The sequence below is a fragment of the Streptomyces sp. NBC_01474 genome, assembly GCF_035918215.1.
In the GTDB taxonomy this organism is placed as follows: domain Bacteria; phylum Actinomycetota; class Actinomycetes; order Streptomycetales; family Streptomycetaceae; genus Streptomyces; species Streptomyces aureus.
On sequence record NZ_CP109449.1, the window covers coordinates 4810322 to 4830350 of the forward strand.

Below are 20029 nucleotides of genomic sequence, written 5' to 3' on the forward strand. Positions count from 1 at the left end.
CCCCTTGGCGTCGCACCGCAAGCCGCGCAGCAGGACGGCCGGTCCCCGCACGGCCCCCGTCGTCGGAATCACCACGGCGGCCCTCACCTCCATAGCCCTGCTCTCGCAGAGCGCGACCGCCGCCCCCTCCGCGCCGCCGAAGCCGAGCCTGGAAGAGGTCCAGAAGAAGGTCGACACCCTCTACCACCAGGCGGGCGTCGCCACGGAGAAGTACAACGCGGCCAAGGAGCGCACCACCAAGCAGCAGAAGCACGTCGGCGACCTGCTCGACGACGTCGCGCAGCGCACCGAGAAGCTCAACAAGGCCCGCCAGGAGCTCGGCACCTTCGCCGCCGCCCAGTACCGCACCGGCGCCGTCTCCGACACCGCGACGCTGCTCCTCGCCGACGACGCGCAGGACTACTTCGACCAGGACCAGCTGATGAGCCGGCTCACGAGCCGCCAGAAGAAGGCCGTCGACGACTACCAGACCGAGCAGGCCGCCACCACGAAGAAGCGCACCGAGGCGGCCAAGAGCCTGGAGACGCTGACCACTTCGCAGGCCACGCTCAGGAGCACGAAGAGGGACGTCCAGCAGAAGCTCGGCGACGCCCGCGAACTCCTGTCGAAGCTGACCGCCGAGGAGAAGGCGCGCCTCGCGGCGATCGAGAAGAAGAAGCAGGAGGCCGCGAGGAAGAAGGCGGAGGAGCTGGCGCGTCAGCAGGCCGAGGCGGAGGCCAAGCGCAAGGCGGCCGAGGAGGCGCGCCAGAAGGAGAACCCGGGCACGGGCAGCGGTTCCGGCACGGGTACGGGTACGGGTACGGGTACGGGCTCCGGCAGCACCGGCAGTGGCTACACCGCCAAGGCCGCGAAGGTCATCGCCTTCGCCGAGTCCCAGATGGGCAAGCCGTACGTGTGGGGCGCCACGGGCCCGGACTCGTACGACTGCTCGGGCCTCACGCAGGCCGCGTGGAAGGCGGCCGGCATCTCGCTGCCGCGCACGACCTGGGACCAGGTCAAGGTCGGAACGACCGTCACCACGGCCAACGCCCAGCCCGGCGACCTGGTCTTCTTCTACGACGACATCAGCCACGTCGGCATCTACATCGGCGACGGCAAGATGATCCACGCCCCGAAGCCGGGCGCGAACGTGCGCGTCGAGTCGATCTACTACATGCCGATCCACAGCGTGGTGCGCCCGGCCTGACCGCCTTCGTGGGGTTACGTTCGGGCGGTGCGCGGCCCGAACGCAACCCCAGGTCCCGGACCCACGTGGTCCCAGCTCCCGCCGGCCGCCGGTGCCGCCGTCATGGCCACCGGCATCATCTCGGTCGGCCTGAACCTGACCGGTCACTCGGTGCTGTCCGGCATCACACTGGTGCTCGCCGCCGCCCTCTGGCTGGTCCTCGCGACGGACTTCGCGAGCCGGCTGCTGCGGGAGCGCGACCGCTGGCACTCCGAGGCCGACACCCCGCCCGCGCTCACCGCGGTCGCGGCGACGGCCGTCCTCGGCACCCGGATCTCCATGTTCGGCTGGCAGACCCTGGCCGAGGCGCTCCTCGCCCTGGCCGCTCTCGTCTGGCCGATGCTCCTGATCAACGTCGTACGGCACTGGAAGCCGCGGATGCCGGGGGCCGTGTTCCTCGGCTGTGTCGCGACGCAGGGCCTCGTCGTCCTGGCGGCGACGCTCGTGCCCGCGGTCGGCGCGCACTGGCTCGGGTTCACCGGGATGGTGCTCTTCTGGGGCGGGATCGTCCTGTACTGCTTGGCGCTGCTCCACTTCGACCTGCGCGAGGTGGCCTCCGGCGCCGGGGACCAGTGGGTCGCGGGCGGCGCGCTCGCCATCTCCGCACTCGCCGCGTCGAAGCTCGTCGCGACGGGCCTGTGGAACAAGGACGACACGGACGTCCTGCGCACCATGAGCTTCCTGCTGCTCGCGCTCGATGTGGCCTGGTACGTCGTGCTGGCGGTGGCGGAGGTGCGGTGGCCCAGGCCGCGTTACGACGTGCGGCGCTGGTCGACGGTCTTCCCGTTGGGAATGACAGCGGCGGCGGCACTGTCCGTGAGCGCCGCCGCCGATGTGCCCTGGCTCAAGGGGCCGGGGCAGGTACTGGTGTGGATCGCGGTGGCCGCGTGGCTCGCCACCCTGTTCGGGACGTTCAGGTCCCGCACACCCGCCTGACTCAGGTCCACAGGACCGTGCCGGCTCAGGTCCAGAGGACCGCGATGAAGATGTTCGCGGTGGTCAGGAGGCCGACGAGGCCGAACAGGCCCTTGTCCACCTTCTCGTCGTCCCGCTTCACGTACACGAGGCCGAGGATCACGATCAGCAGCGCGAGCTTCACGCCGATCTTGATGTTGTTGACGGTGTTGCCGTCCGCCTGATTCAGGCCCACGAGGACGACACCCGTGACCAGCATGGTCAGCGCACCGTGCAGCATCGCCGGGACGAACCGGGCCGTTCCCTTGCCCATCGCCTTCATCTGGGTGAGGAACCCACCGAGGAGCGAGGCGATGCCGATGATGTGCAGGCCGACGAAGAGGTGGATGAGTACGTCCATGACCGGCGAGCCTAGCCGGGGCCTCACTGCCCCCATGAACCGGCCCGCACCGATCCCTCGCCGGTCACATACGGTCACTCACGGAACACACGGGCCAGTTGCGGACAATCCGTCACCAACCCGTGACGGTCAGGTTTAGCGTCCTTCCTCAGGTGACCGGCTCCCCACCGCCGCCCCGCTCAGGGGCGGTAGTCGGGCACCTACCGCCGAGAAAGGTCCGGCGGCGGCCCGCTTCCCCTGTGCGGGCCGCCGCCGGACGCGTAAGCAGTACGTACCGGAAGGACGTGCCCCTCGTGTCGGCAGCGCACCGTAAGCCCCGACAGCGCTCGCTCACCGGCCCCACGGCCCGCACCGCGGCGACCCTCGCTCTCGCCTCCGCGGCGACCGCCACCGCCCTGGACGGCGCGGCACACGCGGACCCCCGGCTCACCCCCAGCCAGGTGAAGGCGAAGGTCGACCGGCTCTACCAGGAGGCCGAGAAGGCCACCGAGAAGTACAACGGCGCCAAGGAGAAGGCGGACAAGGCCGAGAAGAGGCTCGGCTCCCTGCGTGACGAGGCGGCCCGCAGGACGGACCGGCTCAACACCCAGCGTGAAGCGCTCGGTTCAGCCGCCGCCGCGCAGTACCGCACCGGCGCCCTCGACCCGGCGGTCCAACTCGTCCTGTCCTCTGACCCCGCCCGGTACCTCGACAACGCGGCGCTCGCCGACCGGCTCGGCACCCGGCAGGCCTCTGCGGTGGGGCGCGTGCAGCGCGAGCTCCGGCAGATCGAACAGCTGCGCTCCGAGGCCGACGGCCGGCTCGCCGAGCTGCGCAAACGGCAGGGCGAGCTGAAGAAGCAGAAGAAGGCGGTCACCGGGAAGCTGGCCGAGGCGAAGCGTCTGCTCGACCAGCTTCCGGCGGCCGAGCGCGCCGGCGTCGGAGCGGGCGCCGGCGACACCGGCGCGGCCGACCGCGCCTCCCGCTCGGACTCCTCCCGTGACATGCCGTCCGGCGCCCTGCCGAAGGCCCCGGACTCCCGCACGGCGGCGGCCATCGCCTACGCCTACAACGCCCTCGGCAGCCCCTACGTGTGGGGCGCCACGGGCCCGAACGCCTTCGACTGCTCCGGCCTCACCCAGGCCGCGTACCGCTCCGCGGGCATCTCCCTGCCACGCACGACGTACTCCCAGATCAACGCGGGCCCACGCATCCCGCGCTCCCAACTGCAGCCGGGTGACCTGGTGTTCTTCTACTCGGGCATCAGCCACGTGGGCCTCTACATCGGCAACGGCAAAATGATCCACGCCCCGAACCCGAGCGCGCCGGTCCGCATCGCCCCGATCGACCAGATGCCCTTCGCGGGGGCTACGCGGGTGGCGTGAGCCGGTGCGGTGCGGAGGCTGAGCCCGGCGCCGGCACGGGCCGGTGCGCACCCCTGACGGCGCGCCCCCGGCCCCCGGACCGTCACACCAAGCGCCGCGCCGTAGCCCACCGCGTCAGCTCGTGGCGGTTCGACAGCTGGAGTTTTCTGAGGACCGCCGAGACATGGGACTCGACCGTCTTGACGGAGATGAACAGCTGCTTGGCGATCTCCTTGTACGCGTAGCCGCGGGCGATCAGGCGCAGGACCTCGCGCTCGCGCTGCGTCAGACGGTCGAGGTCCTCGTCGACCGGCGGAGCGTCCGTCGAGGCGAACGCGTCGAGGACGAAACCCGCGAGGCGCGGCGAGAAGACCGCGTCGCCGTCCTGGACGCGGAAGATCGAGTCGACCAGGTCCGTGCCCGTGATCGTCTTGGTGACGTATCCGCGCGCGCCGCCGCGGATGACGCCGATGACGTCCTCCGCCGCGTCCGAGACGGAAAGGGCCAGGAAGCGGACCGGGTCGTCGGCGGCCGTCATCAACGGGGCGCAGCGGCGCAGGACTTCGACGCCGCCGCCACCGGGAAGGTGCACGTCGAGGAGGACGACCTCCGGGCGTGTGGCCGTGATGACCGTGACCGCCTGGTCCACGTCCGCGGCCTCGCCGACCACCTCGACACCCGTCGTCTCCGTGCGGCCGATCTCCGCCTGGACGCCGGTGCGGAACATCCGGTGGTCGTCGACGAGGACCACGCGTGCGTGACGGCCGACCGGCTCCGTCTCCGGTGCGCTCGCCGCGGTCGCGTCAGGCTTGACCTGCTCGTCACTCATGGGGTCTTCTCCGCCCTCTTCATGGTCAGTTCGACCTCCGTGCCACCGTCCGGCACCGCGCGCAGCCGCGCCGTGCCGCCGTTGCGCTCCATCCGGCCGATGATCGATTCTCGTACGCCCATCCGGTCCGCGGGAATCGAGTCAGGGTCGAAGCCGGGGCCCCGGTCGCGTACGGACACGAACACCGTCTCCTCCTCGACCTCGGCATAGACCTGGACCGCACCGCCCTCGCCACCGTACTTGGCGGCATTCACCATCGCTTCCCGCGCGGCCTGCATCTGTGCCGAGAGACCGTCGTCGAGCGGGCAGTCGCCGACCACCACGACCTCGAGGGGCACTCCGTGCTTGTCCTCGACCTCGGCCGCGCTGCGCTTGACCGCCTCCGCGACCGTGCCGGGCTCCTCCGCCTCGTCCTTCCCGTTCCCCTCCGGTCTGTAGAGCCAGGCCCGCAGGTCGCGCTCCTGGGCACGGGCCAGGCGCCGCACCTCGCTCGCACTCTCCGCGTTCCGCTGGATCAGCGTGAGCGTGTGCAGCACCGAGTCGTGGACATGGGCCGCGACCTCGGCCCGCTCCTGCGCGCGGATCCGCATGAGGCGCTCCTCGGACAGATCCTGCGTCATGCGCACGAGATAAGGGCCCGCGAGGAGTGCGATTCCGACGAGGACGGCGAGGGCGGCCTGAAGGATGGAGCCGAGGTGCTCGGCCGACCCCTGGAGCACGAAGATCCCGGTGACACCGGCCCCGACGAGTACGACACCGGCCGCGGCCCGCGCCAGATTCAGCGTGCGCTTGCGGCGCCCGACCTCCATCCAGCGGGCCCGGCGCGCATTGTCGGCCTGGCGCCAGACGAGGGCCACGCCCGCACCGACGAGGAGCGCCGGCCACAGATACGCTTTCGCGTTCCCCGCCAGATTCACGTTGCCGACGAACACCATCGACACGACGACCATGAGGAGCAGGGCGACGATCTGCCCCTTGTCCGGCTTGCGGGCGACGAGTCGGCGCCGCCCGTCCTGCGCCGTCTCCGTGGTGAAGGCCGGGGGCCGCTCGCTGCCCACGCCGCCGACGCCGAGCGGGACGAAGAACCAGAACGCCGCGTACAGGAGCGCGCCGAGGCCGTCCGCCATGAACAGGCCCACGAAGACCAGCCGCACCCAGATCACGGGCAGGCCGAGATGCCCGGCGAGCCCCCGCGCCACTCCACCGAGCCAGCGTCCGTCGCTGGAGCGGTAGAGCTTGCGCGGCGGCCGCGGGACGTCAACGGGTGGTGCTGCGGCTTCCGGCATGCCATTGATGGTCACACGTGGGGCGGACCCCGGGCATCAGGGTTGAGCCCGGAGACTCCCCTGATCTCCGGCCCGGCCCCGAGCGCCGTCAGGGGCGATTTCAGGGTTCGTCCAGGGTCGTCCCGACTGCCGCGGCGGACCTGCGCCCGTCACCATGGACGCATGACAGATCACCAGCACGCCTCGACGGGAGCGCAGGCCGGGCAGCCGCAGGACGCGGTGTCCGGGCGCGGCTCCGGCGGTGCGTCCGCGCCGCCCGCACCGGGACAGGAGCCCGGCGTCCCCGCGCCGCCGGGCAAGTTCCGGCGCGACCGCCGGCACGGGACGCTGGGCGGGGTGTGCGCGGGCCTCGGCCGGCACTGCGACATGGATCCGGTGATCTTCCGGATCGGCCTCGCCGTGCTCGCCGCGACCGGCGGGCTCGGCCTGATCTTCTACGGCTTCGCCTGGCTCTTCGTCCCGTACGACGACGAAGAGGAGAACGAGGCGCGCAAGCTCCTCTCCGGTCGTGTGGACGGCCCGGCGCTGACGGCCGTGCTCTTCGCGCTCGTCGGCTGCGGACTCTTCCTCTCCATGCTGAACAACGGCGGGGTGCTCACCTTCGCCGCCGTCCTCGCCCTGCTCCTCGCGGGCGCGGGGTACTGGTCCCAGCAGCGCGGAGCGGCCGACCCCGACCCCCTGGCCGCGCAGACGGTGGCCGACGCGCCGCCCGAGGCCCAGGCACCGCCGGTCACCGGGGCGCCTTCCTGGTGGCGGGACCCGATAGTGAAGGACGGCACGCACGTCGGCGGGACCGGGTACTTCTGGGGGCCCGACAGCGGCGTCGACATCCGTTACGAGCCCACGGCGCCCGCGCACCGTACGGTCTGGGGCCCTGACGTCCCCTCCCGCGGTCCGGAAAGCCGAGCGCCCAAGCAGCGCGGGCCGCGCTGGATCGGTGGCTGGACGTTCCTCCTCGCGCTGGCCGGGGGCTGGGCGGGCACCGCCGCGACGTGGCACGGCCACCCGCTCGGCACGGCTCTCCAGGCCGGTCTCGCGTGCGCGCTCGTCGTCTTCGGCCTGGGCATCGCGCTCAGCGCCTTCGTCGGGCGGACCGGAGCCGGCTCGATCGTCCTCGCGGTCATCACGGCCGGGCTCCTCGCCGCGTCGGCGGTGCTCCCCTCCAACATCACCACCCACTGGGTGCGCACCAACTGGACCCCGGCCTCCGTCGCCCAGGTCGCGCCGAGATACGAGCTCGGGACGGGCGTCGGCACGCTGGATCTGAGCGGGATCGACGTCGGCAAGGGCAAGACGCTGACGACACGGGCGGAGGTCGGGGCGGGGCAGCTCAAGGTCGTCGTGCCGAAGGACGCGACGGTCGTACTGCGGGCCGAGGTGGGCCTCGGTGACATCCGGCTGCCGGACGAAAAGACACAGGACGTGGACATCCGTCCGGGACAGGAGCAAAGGGTGACCCTGACACCTCCGGTGGGCAGCAAGGACGGCGGCACGGTCGAGCTGCGGCTCGAAGTCGGTGTCGGACAGGCGGAGGTGGCCCGTGCCACGTCATGAGTTCCAGCCGGGAAAGCTGATCGCGGGCCTGTTCCTGACCGCTGCCGGAGCCGTCTACCTGGGCGACGCGCTGGGAAGCTGGGAGTTGCCGTGGTTCACGGTGATCCCGGTAGTCACCGCCGGCCTGTTCCTGGCCGGAGCGGCAGGCACGGCAACCTACGCGATCCGCCGCCGCCAAAGACCGCACGTAACGGATTCCGGCGCCCGGTAAGGGCGCGAGAGGCGCCCCGTAAGGGCGCGGGGGGTGCGCCCAGCCGCACCCGCCCCGCGGCCGAACCACAACACGCGCCCCCGGGAAAAGGACGCGTCGCCGCACACAAGGGTCCCGTCAGCTCAACCCACCCCGGGCCCGGCGCCGAGCCGCAAGCATCGCATCCACCGAGAACACCGACGCCCCCGCAAGCACCAGCGGCAGCCACGCCATCAGGTAGGCGAGATCGTTGCCCAGGTAGTAGGGCTCGGTCGCCCAGCTCACCGTCAGCCACAGGCTCAGCGAGATCAGCATCCCGCCGACCGCGGCGAGCCGGGCGAGCAGACCGATCAACGTGCCGATGCCGACGGCCAGTTCACCGAAGGCGATCGCGTAGCCGAAACCGGCCGGGTTCTTGAGCGCCAGGTCGACCATGGCGGGGATGGCGGAGATGTCCCGCACGCCGCGCATCTGCTCACCGATCGACCCCGATCCGGTGGCGTGGAGGAACGCGCTGTTGGTCAGTTTGTCGAGCCCCGCGTAGATGAAGGTGACGCCGAGGAAGATCCGCAAGGGAAGGAGTGCGAACCGTTGAGCGTTGTCCCGCCAGCTGCCTCTGCCATTCACGTAACTGGTATGGGTGTCCGTCCGCATGCCATGAGCCATCGCCCGTCCGCCGCCTCTCGCGCCCGCATCGGTGCCCGCAAAATTGCCCGTCCCCAGACCATACGTACGAGTGGACGCGACTGCTCAGTAACGTTTGGTCATTACCGCAGGCCGGACGCGGGCACTCAGTCCGCGACGTCGATCGCGCACCGGTTCGTCTCCACGCCCGCCGCGGTGACGACCTGGACGTCGACCCGGCCCGGCTCGACGTCCACGGGGACCGGGACCGTCAGGGCCGAGTCGGTGGGGTTGGTGAAGCCGCCCTGCACCGGGACGAGAGGTACGTGGACGTGCACGGGTCCGATGCGGACGACCATGCGGGCGAGCCGGTCCGCGGTGGCCGCGCCGGGCGGCACGAAGCCGGCTCCGCGGATCTCGATGTCGTCGCCGGTGCGGATCGGCGCGTCCAGGTCCCCGGCCTCACGGGACCGCACGACCGAAAGGATCACGGGCCGGCCGCCCTCCGCGTACTTGGCCGCGAGATACGTGGCCGCCGAGACCAGGACCAGCAGGGCGAGCCCCCAGGGCAGATCCGGCAGTTGTCCGGGGCGGCGGGCGAGGCGCACCGCGACGAACACCAGGGCGACGGCCGAGATCAGCACGTACTGGATGTCGGCGAAGGTGCCGCGTCCCGAGTCGTCGGTGAGCAGGTCGGCGGCGCGCGGCCGGTCCGCGCGCACCTTCTGCAGGCGCTGGCCGAGCACGCGCAGCCCCACGACCCGGCGCACCAGGACGGCGATCCCGCAGACGACGGCGAGGACGGTGACCACCCCGGCTCCCCGAGCGAGTTCGAGACCCGCGATCAGCGCGTCCCGTTCGCGGTGGCCGGAGGCGCCGGCCAGCTCGCCCGCCAGGACAAGGACCACGTAGACCACGACGAGGACCCAGCAGGCGGCGACGGCGCGGGAGGTGGACAGGCGGTTGTCCTCGCCGACGACCGGGGCGAGTACCCCGCCGGCCGCCCGGTGGACGTAGGCCGCGCCGGTCAGGAGGCCGCCCACGACGACCGCCGCCAGCAGTCCGGCCGTGCGCGCCGTCGTCCAGCCCGCGCCGATCGCCGTGAGCGCCTGCACGATCAGGAGCAGCGCGCACCCGCCCCACACCACGCCGACGGTGCGCGGCCACAGCCCCGCGAGCCAGGCGTCACCCTCGGCGCGCCCGCGATCGGCCATGTCCCGCGCGGACTGCGTCAGTTCGTCCGAGACCCACTGGCGGGATGCGCCGGCCGAGTGCGCGACGGCGGCGGGCAGCCCTTGCCCGGCCGCCATTTCGTCCCGCTTCGCGAGGAACGCGGCCACGGCCCTGCGGTGCCCTTCGCGCGCTCCGTGCGGGCAGTCGCCGCAGGTGCAGCCCCCGCTGTGCGTTCCCTCTCGCGCCTCCTGGACCGCCACCCGGTACGCCCGCCTTCCCATCCGGAGCCCGCCCGACCCGAACGGCCGCACGTCAACTTCCGTGTAATGACTGGGAATTGTGCCGTACGCAAGGCCGTCCAGGGCCGCCAGGTCCGGTCAGAGAGGGTGAACGGTGAACGCCGGTGTTGACCCCCGAGGCCACAGCCCCGTACTCAGGACAGCAGATCCGGCTCCGCACTGCTGATGTCCTGCCACAGGGGCTGATGGTTGATCCACGCGACCAGGTCGCCGCCCAGTTGCTCCCGGGTAGACACGGCCTTGCGGTGGTCGATCAGAATCGGGCGGCCCGCGGCCCGCGCGGCGAGCTGCACCTGGCAGGAGCGCTCCATCGACAGGAACCACCACGCGGCCGAGTCGACGGAGCCGCCCACGGTGAGCAGCCCGTGGTTGCGCAGGATGAGCGCCTTGTTCGAGCTGAGCGCGGACGCGATCCGCCGCCCCTCGTCCGGGTCCACGGCCACGCCGGTGTATTCGTCGAGCAGCGCGTGATCCTCGTAGAAGGCACACGCCTCCTGGGTGATCGGGTCGATCAGCTCGCCCAGCGTGGACAGGGCCCGCCCGTGCAGCGAGTGGCAGTGCGCGACGGCGACGACGTCGGGCCGCGCCCGGTGGACCTGGGCGTGGACGGTGAACGCGGCCTGGTTCACATGGCGGCGGCCTTCGACGACCTGCCCGTCCCCGTTGGCGAGGACCAGGTCGGACACGGTGACGTGCTTGAAGGGCATCCCGAACGGGTTCACCCAGTAGCAGTCGTCGTACTCCGGGTCCCGCGCCGTGATGTGCCCCGACACCCCGTCCTCGTAGCCGAGACGCCCGAAGATGCGCAGCGCGCCCGCGAGCCGCTCCTTGCGGTGCCGACGCTCGCCGGCCGGGGAGTCATGGATGGGGGGCATCGCGAACTGGAGGTGTTCGGTGGGCACCGGCGGGGGCGTCTGCGTGGACATGGAGCGGAAGTTACCTCCGAGGAGCGCAGGAGGACAGAGGCGGGCGGTGAAGAGAGTGCGCCGAACTGCCGCTCATACCGGACAGCAGGTGTCGGGTATGAGCGCCAGACTCGACGTATGACGTCGAACTGGGCCACATTCACCGCGGCCGAACCGGACCTCGCCAAGACGGTCGAGGAGCGCTTCGGCCAGTTCCAGCACCACATCCTGGCGACCCTCCGCAGGGACGGTTCGCCGCGCACGAGCGGACTGGAGGTTCGGTTCCTGCACGGGGAGTTCTGGCTCGGCATGATGCCGGGCTCGCTCAAGGCCCGCGATCTGCTCCGGGACCCTCGCTTCGCCATCCAGGCCAACCCGGGCGACGGCACCGGCATGGGCGGCGGGGACGTACGGATCTCGGGCCGCGCGCTGCTCGTCGAGGACCCCGAGGTCATCACCTCGTACACGGACTCGGTCCAGGTGCCCGATCCGGACGACTTCCACCTCTTCCGCACCGAGCTGACCGAGGTCACCCGCACCTTCATCGAGGACGAAAAGTACCTGGTCGTACAGGTGTGGAAGCCGGGCGAGCCGGTACGCACCGCCAAGCGCACCTGAGCCCCGCAGCACGCAAGGGCACACGCTCAGCACACACAAACGGCACACGCGAAGGCGCCGCCCCCTGCTTGCAGCAGTGGGCGGCGCCTTCACACACGGTGTCGGGGAGCGACTACTCCCACTCGATGGTGCCCGGCGGCTTGCTCGTCACGTCGAGCACGACGCGGTTGACGTCCGCGACCTCGTTCGTGATGCGGGTCGAGATCTTCGCCAGGACGTCGTACGGCATGCGCGTCCAGTCCGCCGTCATGGCGTCCTCGGAGGAGACGGGGCGCAGGACGATCGGGTGGCCGTAGGTGCGGCCGTCGCCCTGGACACCGACGCTGCGGACGTCCGCGAGCAGGACGACCGGGCACTGCCAGATGTCACGGTCGAGACCGGCCGCCGTCAGCTCCTCGCGGGCGATGGCGTCGGCCTCGCGCAGCAGGTCGAGCCGGTCCTTGGTGACCTCGCCGACGATGCGGATACCGAGGCCGGGGCCCGGGAACGGCTGGCGCTGGACGATGTCGTCCGGCAGGCCGAGCTCGGCGCCGACCATGCGCACCTCGTCCTTGAAGAGCTGGCGCAGCGGCTCGACGAGCGCGAACTCCAGGTCCTCGGGGAGGCCGCCCACGTTGTGGTGGGACTTGATGTTCGCCGTGCCGGTGCCGCCGCCGGACTCGACGACGTCCGGGTAGAGCGTGCCCTGGACGAGGAACGCGACGTCCTCGCCGTCGGCCGCGCCCTCGGCGACGATCTCCGCCTGCGCCTGCTCGAAGACGCGGATGAACTCGCGGCCGATGATCTTCCGCTTGGTCTCCGGGTCGGAGACGCCGGCCAGCGCGTCGAGGAAGCGCTGGCTCGCGTCGACGACCTTCAGGTTCGCGCCGGTCGAGGCGACGAACTCCTTCTCGACCTGCTCGGTCTCGCCCTTGCGCATCAGGCCGTGGTCGACGTACACGCAGGTCAGCTGGGAGCCGATGGCCTTCTGCACGAGGGCCGCGGCCACCGCGGAGTCGACGCCGCCGGACAGGCCGCAGATCGCGCGCTTCGTGCCGACCTGCTCGCGGATCGCGGCGACCTGCTCCTCGATCACGTTGCCCGTGGTCCAGGTCGGCTCGATGCCGGCGCCCCGGTAGAGGAAGTGCTCGAGGACCTGCTGGCCGTGCGTGGAGTGCATGACCTCGGGGTGGTACTGCACGCCGTACAGCTTCTTCGCGTCGTTCTCGAAGGCCGCGACCGGCACGACGTCCGTGGACGCGGTGACGGTGAAGCCCTCGGGCGCGGCCGAGCAGGCGTCGCCGTGCGACATCCACACGGGCTGCTCGGCCGGGGTGCCCTCGAAGAGGGTGGAGCCGGGGCGGGAGACGGTCAGCGGCGTGCGGCCGTACTCGCGGGCGCCGTTGTCGTCGACGGTGCCGCCGAGGGTCGTGGCCATCAGCTGGAAGCCGTAGCACATGCCGAAGACGGGGACGCCGGCCTCGAAGATGGCGCGGTCCAGGCGCGGGGCGCCCTCCGCGTACACGGACGAGGGGCCGCCGGAGAGGATGATCGCCTTCGGGTTCTTGGCGAGCATCTCCTCGACCGGCATGGTGCTCGGCACGATCTCGCTGTAGACGCGGGCCTCGCGGACGCGGCGGGCGATGAGCTGGGCGTACTGCGCACCAAAGTCGACGACCAGAACGGTGTCAGGGGCGGCAGCGGGGGACGCTGATGGCACGGCGGCGGCCTTCCGGCGGTGGAACACGAGCAGGGGTCTGTTTTGTCGATTCTAACGGGCCCGCGGGGAGACTCTTCGTCTCATCCCACGGACGCGGTGGCCGGGGCCCTCGTGCCGGGGCATACTGGTCTTGTGACCAAGCACCGCATCGACTTCATCTTTACCTATGGCAACCGGCCCGCCGGCTGCCATGGTCGAGCTGCTTGATCACCTGACAAGCGACTTACCGGGCGCCCCGGGCCGACAAGGCCCGGGGCGCTCTGTCGTATCCGGTCCTTGCCGCTCCGGGACACCCGTCCCCATACGACGAGGAGCCCCAGGATGACTGCCACCACCACCACGAGCACCACCGCCACGAGCGCCGAGAAGACCGGCGCCCGCACCTCCGAGGCCGCCGATGTGATCACCGGCGCCCGCGATCGCATCGACGCGCTCGACGACCGGATCATCGGCCTGATCCAGGAACGGATGGCCGTCTCGGCCGTCATCCAGGAGGCGCGGATCACCTCGGGCGGGCGCCGCGTGAACCTGGCCCGCGAACTGGAGGTCCTCGGCCACTACCGGGACGCCCTCGGCAAGCCCGGCACCGGCCTCGCGATGACACTCCTGGAGCTGTGCCGCGGCCGGGTCTGAGGCCTACGCGACGCACCCACGTTCGGATCCGCTCTCACCCGTACGGCGCGTGACCGGTGCGCGGCACCCTTCGTTGGTCCCGATGTCCGTGCCAGCCAGGGGCGGGCCCGCTCAATCCACGCGTGGCTCCGCTGGAGCGATGAGACGTAGGGATCCATGCCGTACGTCGTGGGACCTCGCTCCAGCGTTTGTGACCGGACGGCAGGGGACAGCAGCCCGGTCACCCAAGAGAACGGCCGGTCCCGGGGACGCCCGGGGCCGGTCGGCCTCCCAGCAGAACCCTTCGCCCCTGTGGTCGAAACGGTCGGTCGAAACGGTTGCGCGCACGACAGACCCGCGAGCACGATGCGCAGGAAACCCCCACACCCCACAAAGCCCCACGTCCCGGGCTGCACAAGTGAATTGCCGCAGGTCCGCCCCATCCGCGCGCCACCGCGCGCCGGGGTGGCGACCCTGGCAGACCCGCACCAGCGGCGCAACCCCCCGGCGCCGCTCCCCCGGCACCGACGCCGCCCTGACGTCGGTGCTGAAGGCGAAGGGCCCCGCGGACGCGTCCGCGGGGCCCTTCTCTACGCCCACAAGCCGATCCGGACCGTGCGGATCAGACGGTCTTCCCCAGCTTCGCCAGCTGCGCTGCGACGATCACCTGCGGCACGTCGGTCTTGCTCGAGTCCAGCATGTTCATGGTGTAGAAGGCCACGACCGTCGAGCCGCTGCGCACCACGGTGAAGGTCATCGGGACCTTGTCGCCGTCGATGACGCCCTTCACGTCGTACGAGACCGCCTCGTCACCCGCGTCGGGCGCGGGCCGCTCCTTGACGCCGCTGTACTTGTAGTCGACGTGCTCGTACGCGGTGCAGTTCTTCGAGGCCGTGCGCAGGCCCTTCATGACCTCGGCGGCGTCGGCGCTGTCGTGCGCGAGCAGCGCGAGCGAGGTCACCTTGGGGTCGAGCTCGTCCGTCGCCATGAGCGTGCGCACGACCCGGTCCTTCGCCGTCGGCTGGGTCGAGAACATGAACATGTCGGCGAGCGGCTGGCACGCGGCCGGCTTCGCGGGGACGCTCTCGGCCGGCGGCAGGTCGCTCTTGCCCACCTTCTCGACCTTGTAGCCCTTGACGTCGCCCGTGGCGACGACGGCCTTCTCCAGCTCGGCCGCGGTGAGCGTCTTCGCGCCCTCCTCGGCGGGCTTCGCCGGCGCCGAGGTCTTCTCCGAAGCGGCCGGCTTCTTGGCGTCGTCGGTCTCGGAGGACCCTCCGCACGCCGTCGTCACGCCCAGCGCCGCGACCACGGCGGCGGCCGCCACGGCACGCCTCACACCTGAGTTCACATTCCCACCTTCGTCCTCTGTGGCACGGCGCCACGCGTCGGCCCGTACCGAGGCGCCATCCAAGCCCGCGACCGGCCCTCTTTGCCAGCGCTTTGCGTAACGATCGAAGATCGCCACAAAGGTTGTACGGAGCCCCGGGTGAGCCAACTCACATAAGAATCGTGTGAGGTCGAGGGCAACCATTTCCCGGGGTTGCCGGTCACATGTGCGGAACCAACGGCCACACCCGCGACCCCACAACGCGGAGGCCTCTCAGCTCGTACTGCGCCATAGCAGTACGCCGGACTTTCCGAGGTCTTCATGAAGCTTCGCCGTGTCCTGGCCGCCGCGGCCGCGACGGCTGCCATAGCCCCGATCGCGCTGCTGTCGGCGCCGGCCGCGTTCGCCGACGGGGAGGCGCCCGACGTCCCCGCAGCGGTTTCGGACGAGACGACCCCCCCGGCTGCCACCACCACGCCGGCCTCCGAGCCCACGACTCCGTCGGAGACCACCAGCTCCACCCCCGCAGAGAACACCAGCACCACTCCCTCCACGGGCAGCACCACCACGCCGGCCGCCTCCGCGTCCAGCACGCCGTCCAACTCCACGTCGCCGTCGCCGTCCGCGTCCGCGACGCCGTCGGACGAGCCGACCGACCCGACCGGCATCTGCGAGGTGGACAACGAGGACTACCAGTCCAAGCTGTCCGTCTCCCTCAGCGGCCTGCCCGGCAAGATCGCGGCCGGCAGCGGCTGGCACGGCTTCACCCTCAACGTGAAGAACCCGACGAAGTCCGACCTCGACGAGGCCATCTTCTACGCGGGCGTCGGCCCGAACGACGAGAACGCCGAGAACGCGTACAAGGCGAGCCAGGTCCGCCTCCAGGCGAAGGTCGACGGCACCTGGGTCGACATCGACGACGGCGACGGCTACTCGTTCGGCTTCCTCGACCTGTCGGGCATCAAGGCCGGCAAGTCCGTCAACTACCAGCTCCGCCTGAACGTGAAGGCCGGCGCCCCCATCGGTGAGGGTCTGACCATCGGCGGCGGCTTCTACAACGACGACGAGCTGGACTGCCTCAGCGACACGTCCGCCAGCTACATCATCCAGATCGTGAAGCCCGGCACGGACACCGACGGGACCAAGCCGCAGGAAGGCGGCAAGGTTCCGATGCCGTCCGAGAAGCCGAACGACAACAACACCCAGGAGGTGACCGGCAGCCTCGCTGAGACCGGTTCGTCCTCCATGGTCCCGACCATCGGCCTGATCGGCGGCGTCGCCGTCGTCGCCGGTGCCGGTGCCGTGTTCGCCGTGCGTCGCCGCAAGGCCGGCGCCGCCGCGTAACACCCCGTAGGGAAACGAGAAGGACCTGCGCTCGGAGGGGGGCGCAGGTCCTTTCGTGTGTCCGGGGCTACTTCCCGGTCGGCTTCGGCGGAACCGCCGGCATCCCCAGGAACGGCAGCTTCAGCGCGCCGAACGCGTCCTCCGGGACCGCCGGGTTCTTCGGCGCGACCGCGGACAGCCGCGCGTACGCCACGCCCTGCGCCGGACGCGGGTCCTCCTCGCCCTTGTTGGGCCAGTACGACATCGCGCGCTCGGCCTGCGCCGTGATGGTCAGGGACGGGTTCACGCCCAGGTTCGCCGTGACCGCGGCGCCGTCGACGACCGAGATGCCCGGGTGCCCGTAGACGCGGTGGTACGGGTCGATGACGCCCGTCTCCGGGGAGTCGCCGATCGGGCAGCCGCCCAGGAAGTGCGCGGTCAGCGGGGTGCCCATCAGCTCGCCGATGTTCGAGCCCGCGAAGCCGTTGATCTCGGCGGCGATCGTGGACGCGGCGTCCACGGCGGCCTTGATCTGCTTGGGGTTGGGCGCGCCATGGCCCTGCTCGGCCGTGAGCAGGCCCTTGCCGACGCCGTCCGGCTTCAGATACGTCGTCAGCGAGTTGTCGAGGGACTGCATGACCAGGCCGATGATGGTCCGCTCGGACCAGCGGTGGTTGGAGAGCGAACGCGCCAGCAGCGTCGGGTGCTTGGCCACGTTGGCGAGCCACCCGGCCACGCGGGACGAGCCCTGCGCGTACGGGACCTGAAGGATCGTCATGCCGCCCATCGCGTTCGAGCCCTTGCCGTAGCGGACCGGCTCGATGTGCGTGTTCTCGTCCGGGTGGATCGAGGACGTGATCGCGACGCCCTGGGTGAAGTCGACCTTGGGCTTGCCGTGGCGCTTCTTGTAGCGGCGGTTGTTGGTCTGGGCGCCGACGAGCGCCTCGGAGTTCGTGCGCGTCAGCTCACCCAACCTGGCCGACAGATAAGGGAGTTGGCCGCCAGACTTCATCCGGTGCAGCAGGGTCTGCGTGCCGTACGTGCCGGCCGCGACGATGACGCGCCGGGCCTTGAACGTACGGCCCGCGCCCTTCTTCCTGTCGTCCGTCGGGAGCGTCGCGACCGCGTAGCCCCCCTGCGAGTCGTCGGTGACGGAGACGGCCGTCGTCATCGGGTGCACGACCGCGCCCGCCTTCTCGGCGAGGTACAGGTAGTTCTCGTTGAGCGTGTTCTTCGCGCCGTGGCGGCAGCCCGTCATGCACTCGCCGCACTCGGTGCACGCCTTGCGGGCCGGGCCCGCGCCCCCGAAGTACGGGTCGTCGACCTGCGTGCCGGGCGCGACCTTCGCCGAGCCGGCCCCGTCCCCGCCGCCGGCGTCCTTGCCGTCGCCGAAGAAGACACCCACCGGCGCCATGTGGAACGTGTCGCCGATGCCCATGTCCTGGGCCGCCGCCTTGAGGTGGACGTCGGCGGGCGTCATGGTCGGGTTGAGCCGCACGCCCAGCATGCGCTGCGCCTGGTCGTAGTACGGCTTCAGCTCGGCCTGCCAGTCGGTGATGTCCTTCCACTGCGGGTCCTCGAAGAAGGGCTTCGGGGGCACGTAGAGGGTGTTGGCGTAGTTCAGCGAGCCGCCGCCGACGCCCGCCCCGGCGAGGACCATCACGTTGCCGAGGAGGTGGATGCGCTGGATGCCGTACATGCCGAACTTGGGCGCCCACAGATAGTTCTTGAGGTCCCAGGAGTTCTTCGGCAGCGTGCCGGGCGAGAAGCGGCGGCCCGCTTCGAGCACGCCAACGCGGTAGCCCTTCTCGGTCAGGCGCAGGGCGGACACGGAGCCGCCGAAGCCGGAGCCGACGACGAGGACGTCGTAGTCGTACGCGGCGTCGTCGGCGCTCCCGGCTTCACTCCGGGCAGAGTTCTCCTGTGACACTGGCTCTCCTCGTTGAGAACGGGTGGTGCTCTAACGAAGACGGAAGGTCTTCATCGCCTTCAGGCTGCGGCTCATGAACGCGGCGTACTTCTCGTCGGTCATCCCGAACGACGGCGCCATCGGCATGATCCGCTGGTGCGCGACGGTCTGCGCCTCGGTGTACTTGAGGATGCCCTCGGAGCCGTGGCGGCGGCCGAGGCCCGAGTCCTTCATGCCGCCCATCGGCGACTGGACGCTGCCGTACGCGGGCGCGTAGCCCTCGTTGATGTTCACCGTGCCGGTGCGCAGCCGGGAGGCGACGGCGTGGCCGCGCTTCGCGTCCTTCGTCCAGACCGAGGAATTCAGGCCGTACGGCGTCCCGTTGGCGAGGCCGATGACCTCGTCCTCGTCCGTGAAGCGGTAGATGGAGACGACCGGGCCGAAGGTCTCCTCGTTGCAGACGGCCATCGGCGCCTCGACGCCGTCGAGGATGGTCGGCTCGAAGAAGTACGGGCCGATGTCGGGGCGCGCGACGCCACCGGCCACGAGCTTCGCGCCCTTGGCGACGGCCTCGTCGACGTGCCGCGTCACCGTCTCCAACTGCCGCTCACCGACCAGGGATCCCATGTCGGCGCCGTACGCGAGGGACTTGCCCAGGCGCATCGCCTTGGTGCGCGTGGCGAACCGCTCCACGAACGCGTCGGCGATCGACTCGTGGACGTAGAGCCGCTCGATGGAGATGCAGAGCTGGCCCGCGGAGGAGAAGCAGGCGCGGACCGCGCCGGCCGCCGCCTTGTCGATGTCGGCGTCCTCGAGGACCAGCATCGCGTTCTTGCCGCCGAGTTCGAGCGAGACGCCGACGAGGCGCGCGGCGGCGCCCTGGGCGACCTCGCGGCCCGTACGGGTGGAGCCGGTGAACGAGACGTAGTCGGCGTGCTTGACCAACTCGGGCCCCACGACCGGGCCTTCACCGAGGACGACCTGGAAGACCTCGGCGGGCAGCCCCGCCTCGACGAGCAGGTCACGCGCCCACAGCGCCGTCAGGCAGGTCTCCGTGTCGGGCTTCATGACGACGGCGTTGCCGGACACGAACGCGGGGAGCGCGTCACCGACCGACAGCTCGAACGGGTAGTTCCAGGGCGCGATCTGGCCCACGACACCGCGCGGCTGGCGCAGCTCGGTGACCTTGGTGAGGGTCGGGACGGCGCCCGTGTGCCGCTTCGGCTTCAGATAGGCGGGGGCCTTGCGGCCGTAGTGGCGGGCCGCGACGGCGACGGCCTGGACCTCTTCGTGCGCGTGCAGGCGCGCCTTGCCGGTCTCCAGCTGGATCAGGTCGAGGACCTCGGCCTGGCGGGCGAGCACCAGGTCGTGGAAGCGGAGCAGCACGGCGGCGCGCTGCCGCGCGGGCACCTTCGCCCAGACCACCTGCGCGGCGCGGGCCCGCTCGAAGGCCTTCGCGACGTCCTCGGGCGTGGACTCGGGCAGGTCCGCCAGCTTCTCGCCGGTGAACGGCGTGTGGTTGGCGGTGCGGCCCGAGCCGGCCACACCCTTGGTGAGCTGGGCGACCAGCTCGGGCGTCACCACGTCGGCCGCGGTACGCGCGCCCTGCGGGGCGGGGGCGACCGGGTTCGTGCCGGTCTTGTCCGTACGGTCCTTGGAGATGGCCTGCGAGTCCGTCATGGCGCGAGCGTAAGCGCCCGTCAACGTTTTGGGTACCCACGGGTAACGAGGTTTCACCAAGCACTCACACGCCGCCAGCGATCGCTGGCAACAAAGCCCCTGATCAGCGGGTTGTCAG

At 71.0% G+C, this 20029-nt stretch carries 18 protein-coding genes; 8 read left to right on the forward strand and 10 right to left on the reverse strand.

Annotated elements, in window-relative coordinates; genetic code table 11:
- Positions 1-4: 4 nt before the first annotated feature.
- Together OG758_RS21935 and OG758_RS21940 are read left to right on the forward strand one after the other, a co-directional pair.
- Positions 5-1186 (forward strand): C40 family peptidase, encoded by a 1182-nt coding sequence (locus tag OG758_RS21935; RefSeq protein WP_326711565.1) that lies wholly within the window; start codon positions 5-7, stop codon positions 1184-1186.
- Between the two features lie 27 nt (positions 1187-1213).
- Entirely contained in the window at positions 1214-2161 is a 948-nt protein-coding gene (locus OG758_RS21940; protein WP_326711566.1) for a tellurite resistance/C4-dicarboxylate transporter family protein, read from the forward strand.
- A gap of 25 nt (positions 2162-2186) precedes the next feature.
- Here OG758_RS21940 and OG758_RS21945 read toward each other — a convergent pair whose 3' ends face one another.
- Complete coding sequence (locus OG758_RS21945) at positions 2187-2540, reverse strand: hypothetical protein (RefSeq protein WP_266561052.1); 354 nt, start codon at positions 2538-2540, stop codon at positions 2187-2189.
- Between the two features lie 293 nt (positions 2541-2833).
- Here OG758_RS21945 and OG758_RS21950 point away from each other — a divergent pair, with 293 nt between their 5' ends.
- Positions 2834-3904, forward strand: coding sequence for a C40 family peptidase (locus tag OG758_RS21950; RefSeq protein WP_326711567.1), 1071 nt, complete (start codon positions 2834-2836; stop codon positions 3902-3904).
- Positions 3905-3986: 82 nt separating this feature from the next.
- On the opposite strand, the gene OG758_RS21955 is transcribed toward OG758_RS21950, so the two are convergent.
- Both OG758_RS21955 and OG758_RS21960 read right to left on the reverse strand, forming a co-directional pair.
- Positions 3987-4712: a response regulator transcription factor gene (locus OG758_RS21955; protein WP_326711568.1), complete on the reverse strand. Its 726-nt coding sequence runs from the start codon at positions 4710-4712 to the stop codon at positions 3987-3989.
- Entirely contained in the window at positions 4709-5998 is a 1290-nt protein-coding gene (locus OG758_RS21960) for an ATP-binding protein (protein WP_326711569.1), read from the reverse strand. The genes OG758_RS21955 and OG758_RS21960 overlap by 4 nt, the downstream gene beginning before the upstream one ends.
- A gap of 162 nt (positions 5999-6160) precedes the next feature.
- On the opposite strand from OG758_RS21960, the gene OG758_RS21965 reads away from it, so the two are divergent.
- Positions 6161-7552, forward strand: a complete 1392-nt coding sequence (locus OG758_RS21965) for a PspC domain-containing protein (RefSeq protein ID WP_326711570.1) — start codon at positions 6161-6163, stop codon at positions 7550-7552.
- Positions 7539-7763 carry a hypothetical protein gene (locus OG758_RS21970; protein ID WP_326711571.1) on the forward strand — a complete coding sequence of 75 codons (225 nt, stop codon included), beginning with the start codon at positions 7539-7541 and terminating at the stop codon, positions 7761-7763. Before OG758_RS21965 ends, OG758_RS21970 begins: the two co-directional genes overlap by 14 nt.
- 117 nt (positions 7764-7880) lie before the next feature.
- Here the strand turns inward: OG758_RS21970 and OG758_RS21975 are convergent, their stop codons facing one another.
- The 3 genes from OG758_RS21975 to OG758_RS21985 all read right to left on the reverse strand — a co-directional run bounded on the left by OG758_RS21975 (position 7881) and on the right by OG758_RS21985 (position 10764).
- Entirely contained in the window at positions 7881-8408 is a 528-nt protein-coding gene (locus OG758_RS21975) for a DoxX family protein (protein ID WP_326711572.1), read from the reverse strand.
- A gap of 125 nt (positions 8409-8533) precedes the next feature.
- Positions 8534-9799, reverse strand: a complete 1266-nt coding sequence (locus tag OG758_RS21980) for a hypothetical protein (RefSeq protein ID WP_442810341.1) — start codon at positions 9797-9799, stop codon at positions 8534-8536.
- Between the two features lie 173 nt (positions 9800-9972).
- Entirely contained in the window at positions 9973-10764 is a 792-nt protein-coding gene (locus OG758_RS21985) for a class II aldolase/adducin family protein (RefSeq protein WP_326711574.1), read from the reverse strand.
- Between the two features lie 117 nt (positions 10765-10881).
- On the opposite strand from OG758_RS21985, the gene OG758_RS21990 reads away from it, so the two are divergent.
- Entirely contained in the window at positions 10882-11361 is a 480-nt protein-coding gene (locus OG758_RS21990) for a pyridoxamine 5'-phosphate oxidase family protein (RefSeq protein ID WP_326711575.1), read from the forward strand.
- Between the two features lie 112 nt (positions 11362-11473).
- Here the strand turns inward: OG758_RS21990 and guaA are convergent, their stop codons facing one another.
- Positions 11474-13060, reverse strand: coding sequence for a glutamine-hydrolyzing GMP synthase (gene guaA, locus OG758_RS21995; protein WP_326711576.1), 1587 nt, complete (start codon positions 13058-13060; stop codon positions 11474-11476).
- Positions 13061-13381: 321 nt separating this feature from the next.
- Between guaA and OG758_RS22000 the strand changes: the two genes are divergently transcribed.
- Positions 13382-13693 (forward strand): chorismate mutase, encoded by a 312-nt coding sequence (locus OG758_RS22000; protein WP_326711577.1) that lies wholly within the window; start codon positions 13382-13384, stop codon positions 13691-13693.
- Between the two features lie 601 nt (positions 13694-14294).
- On the opposite strand, the gene OG758_RS22005 is transcribed toward OG758_RS22000, so the two are convergent.
- Positions 14295-15020, reverse strand: a complete 726-nt coding sequence (locus tag OG758_RS22005; RefSeq protein WP_326711578.1) for a hypothetical protein — start codon at positions 15018-15020, stop codon at positions 14295-14297.
- Between the two features lie 300 nt (positions 15021-15320).
- Between OG758_RS22005 and OG758_RS22010 the strand changes: the two genes are divergently transcribed.
- On the forward strand, positions 15321-16343 hold the full coding sequence (locus OG758_RS22010; protein ID WP_326711579.1) for an LAETG motif-containing sortase-dependent surface protein: 1023 nt from the start codon (positions 15321-15323) through the stop codon (positions 16341-16343).
- Between the two features lie 67 nt (positions 16344-16410).
- Here the strand turns inward: OG758_RS22010 and OG758_RS22015 are convergent, their stop codons facing one another.
- The gene (locus OG758_RS22015; RefSeq protein WP_326711580.1) at positions 16411-18252 is read right to left on the reverse strand and encodes a GMC family oxidoreductase; all 1842 of its coding nucleotides are present in this window, start codon (positions 18250-18252) and stop codon (positions 16411-16413) included.
- A 30-nt stretch (positions 18253-18282) separates the two neighbouring features.
- Complete coding sequence (locus OG758_RS22020; protein WP_326711581.1) at positions 18283-19911, reverse strand: succinic semialdehyde dehydrogenase; 1629 nt, start codon at positions 19909-19911, stop codon at positions 18283-18285.
- Positions 19912-20029 lie beyond the last annotated feature (118 nt).

Excerpts from the sequence above, each read along its gene's own strand:
- OG758_RS21960 (WP_326711569.1), bottom strand. The coding sequence starts at position 5,998 with ATGCCGGAAGCCGCAGCACCACCCGTTGACGTCCCGCGGCCGCCGCGC.
- OG758_RS21985 (WP_326711574.1), bottom strand. The coding sequence starts at position 10,764 with ATGTCCACGCAGACGCCCCCGCCGGTGCCCACCGAACACCTCCAGTTC.
- OG758_RS21975 (WP_326711572.1), bottom strand. The coding sequence starts at position 8,408 with ATGGCTCATGGCATGCGGACGGACACCCATACCAGTTACGTGAATGGC.
- OG758_RS21990 (WP_326711575.1), top strand. The coding sequence starts at position 10,882 with ATGACGTCGAACTGGGCCACATTCACCGCGGCCGAACCGGACCTCGCC.
- OG758_RS21945 (WP_266561052.1), bottom strand. The coding sequence starts at position 2,540 with ATGGACGTACTCATCCACCTCTTCGTCGGCCTGCACATCATCGGCATC.
- OG758_RS22020 (WP_326711581.1), bottom strand. The coding sequence starts at position 19,911 with ATGACGGACTCGCAGGCCATCTCCAAGGACCGTACGGACAAGACCGGC.
- OG758_RS21955 (WP_326711568.1), bottom strand. The coding sequence starts at position 4,712 with ATGAGTGACGAGCAGGTCAAGCCTGACGCGACCGCGGCGAGCGCACCG.
- OG758_RS21965 (WP_326711570.1), top strand. The coding sequence starts at position 6,161 with ATGACAGATCACCAGCACGCCTCGACGGGAGCGCAGGCCGGGCAGCCG.
- OG758_RS22000 (WP_326711577.1), top strand. The coding sequence starts at position 13,382 with ATGACTGCCACCACCACCACGAGCACCACCGCCACGAGCGCCGAGAAG.
- OG758_RS22010 (WP_326711579.1), top strand. The coding sequence starts at position 15,321 with ATGAAGCTTCGCCGTGTCCTGGCCGCCGCGGCCGCGACGGCTGCCATA.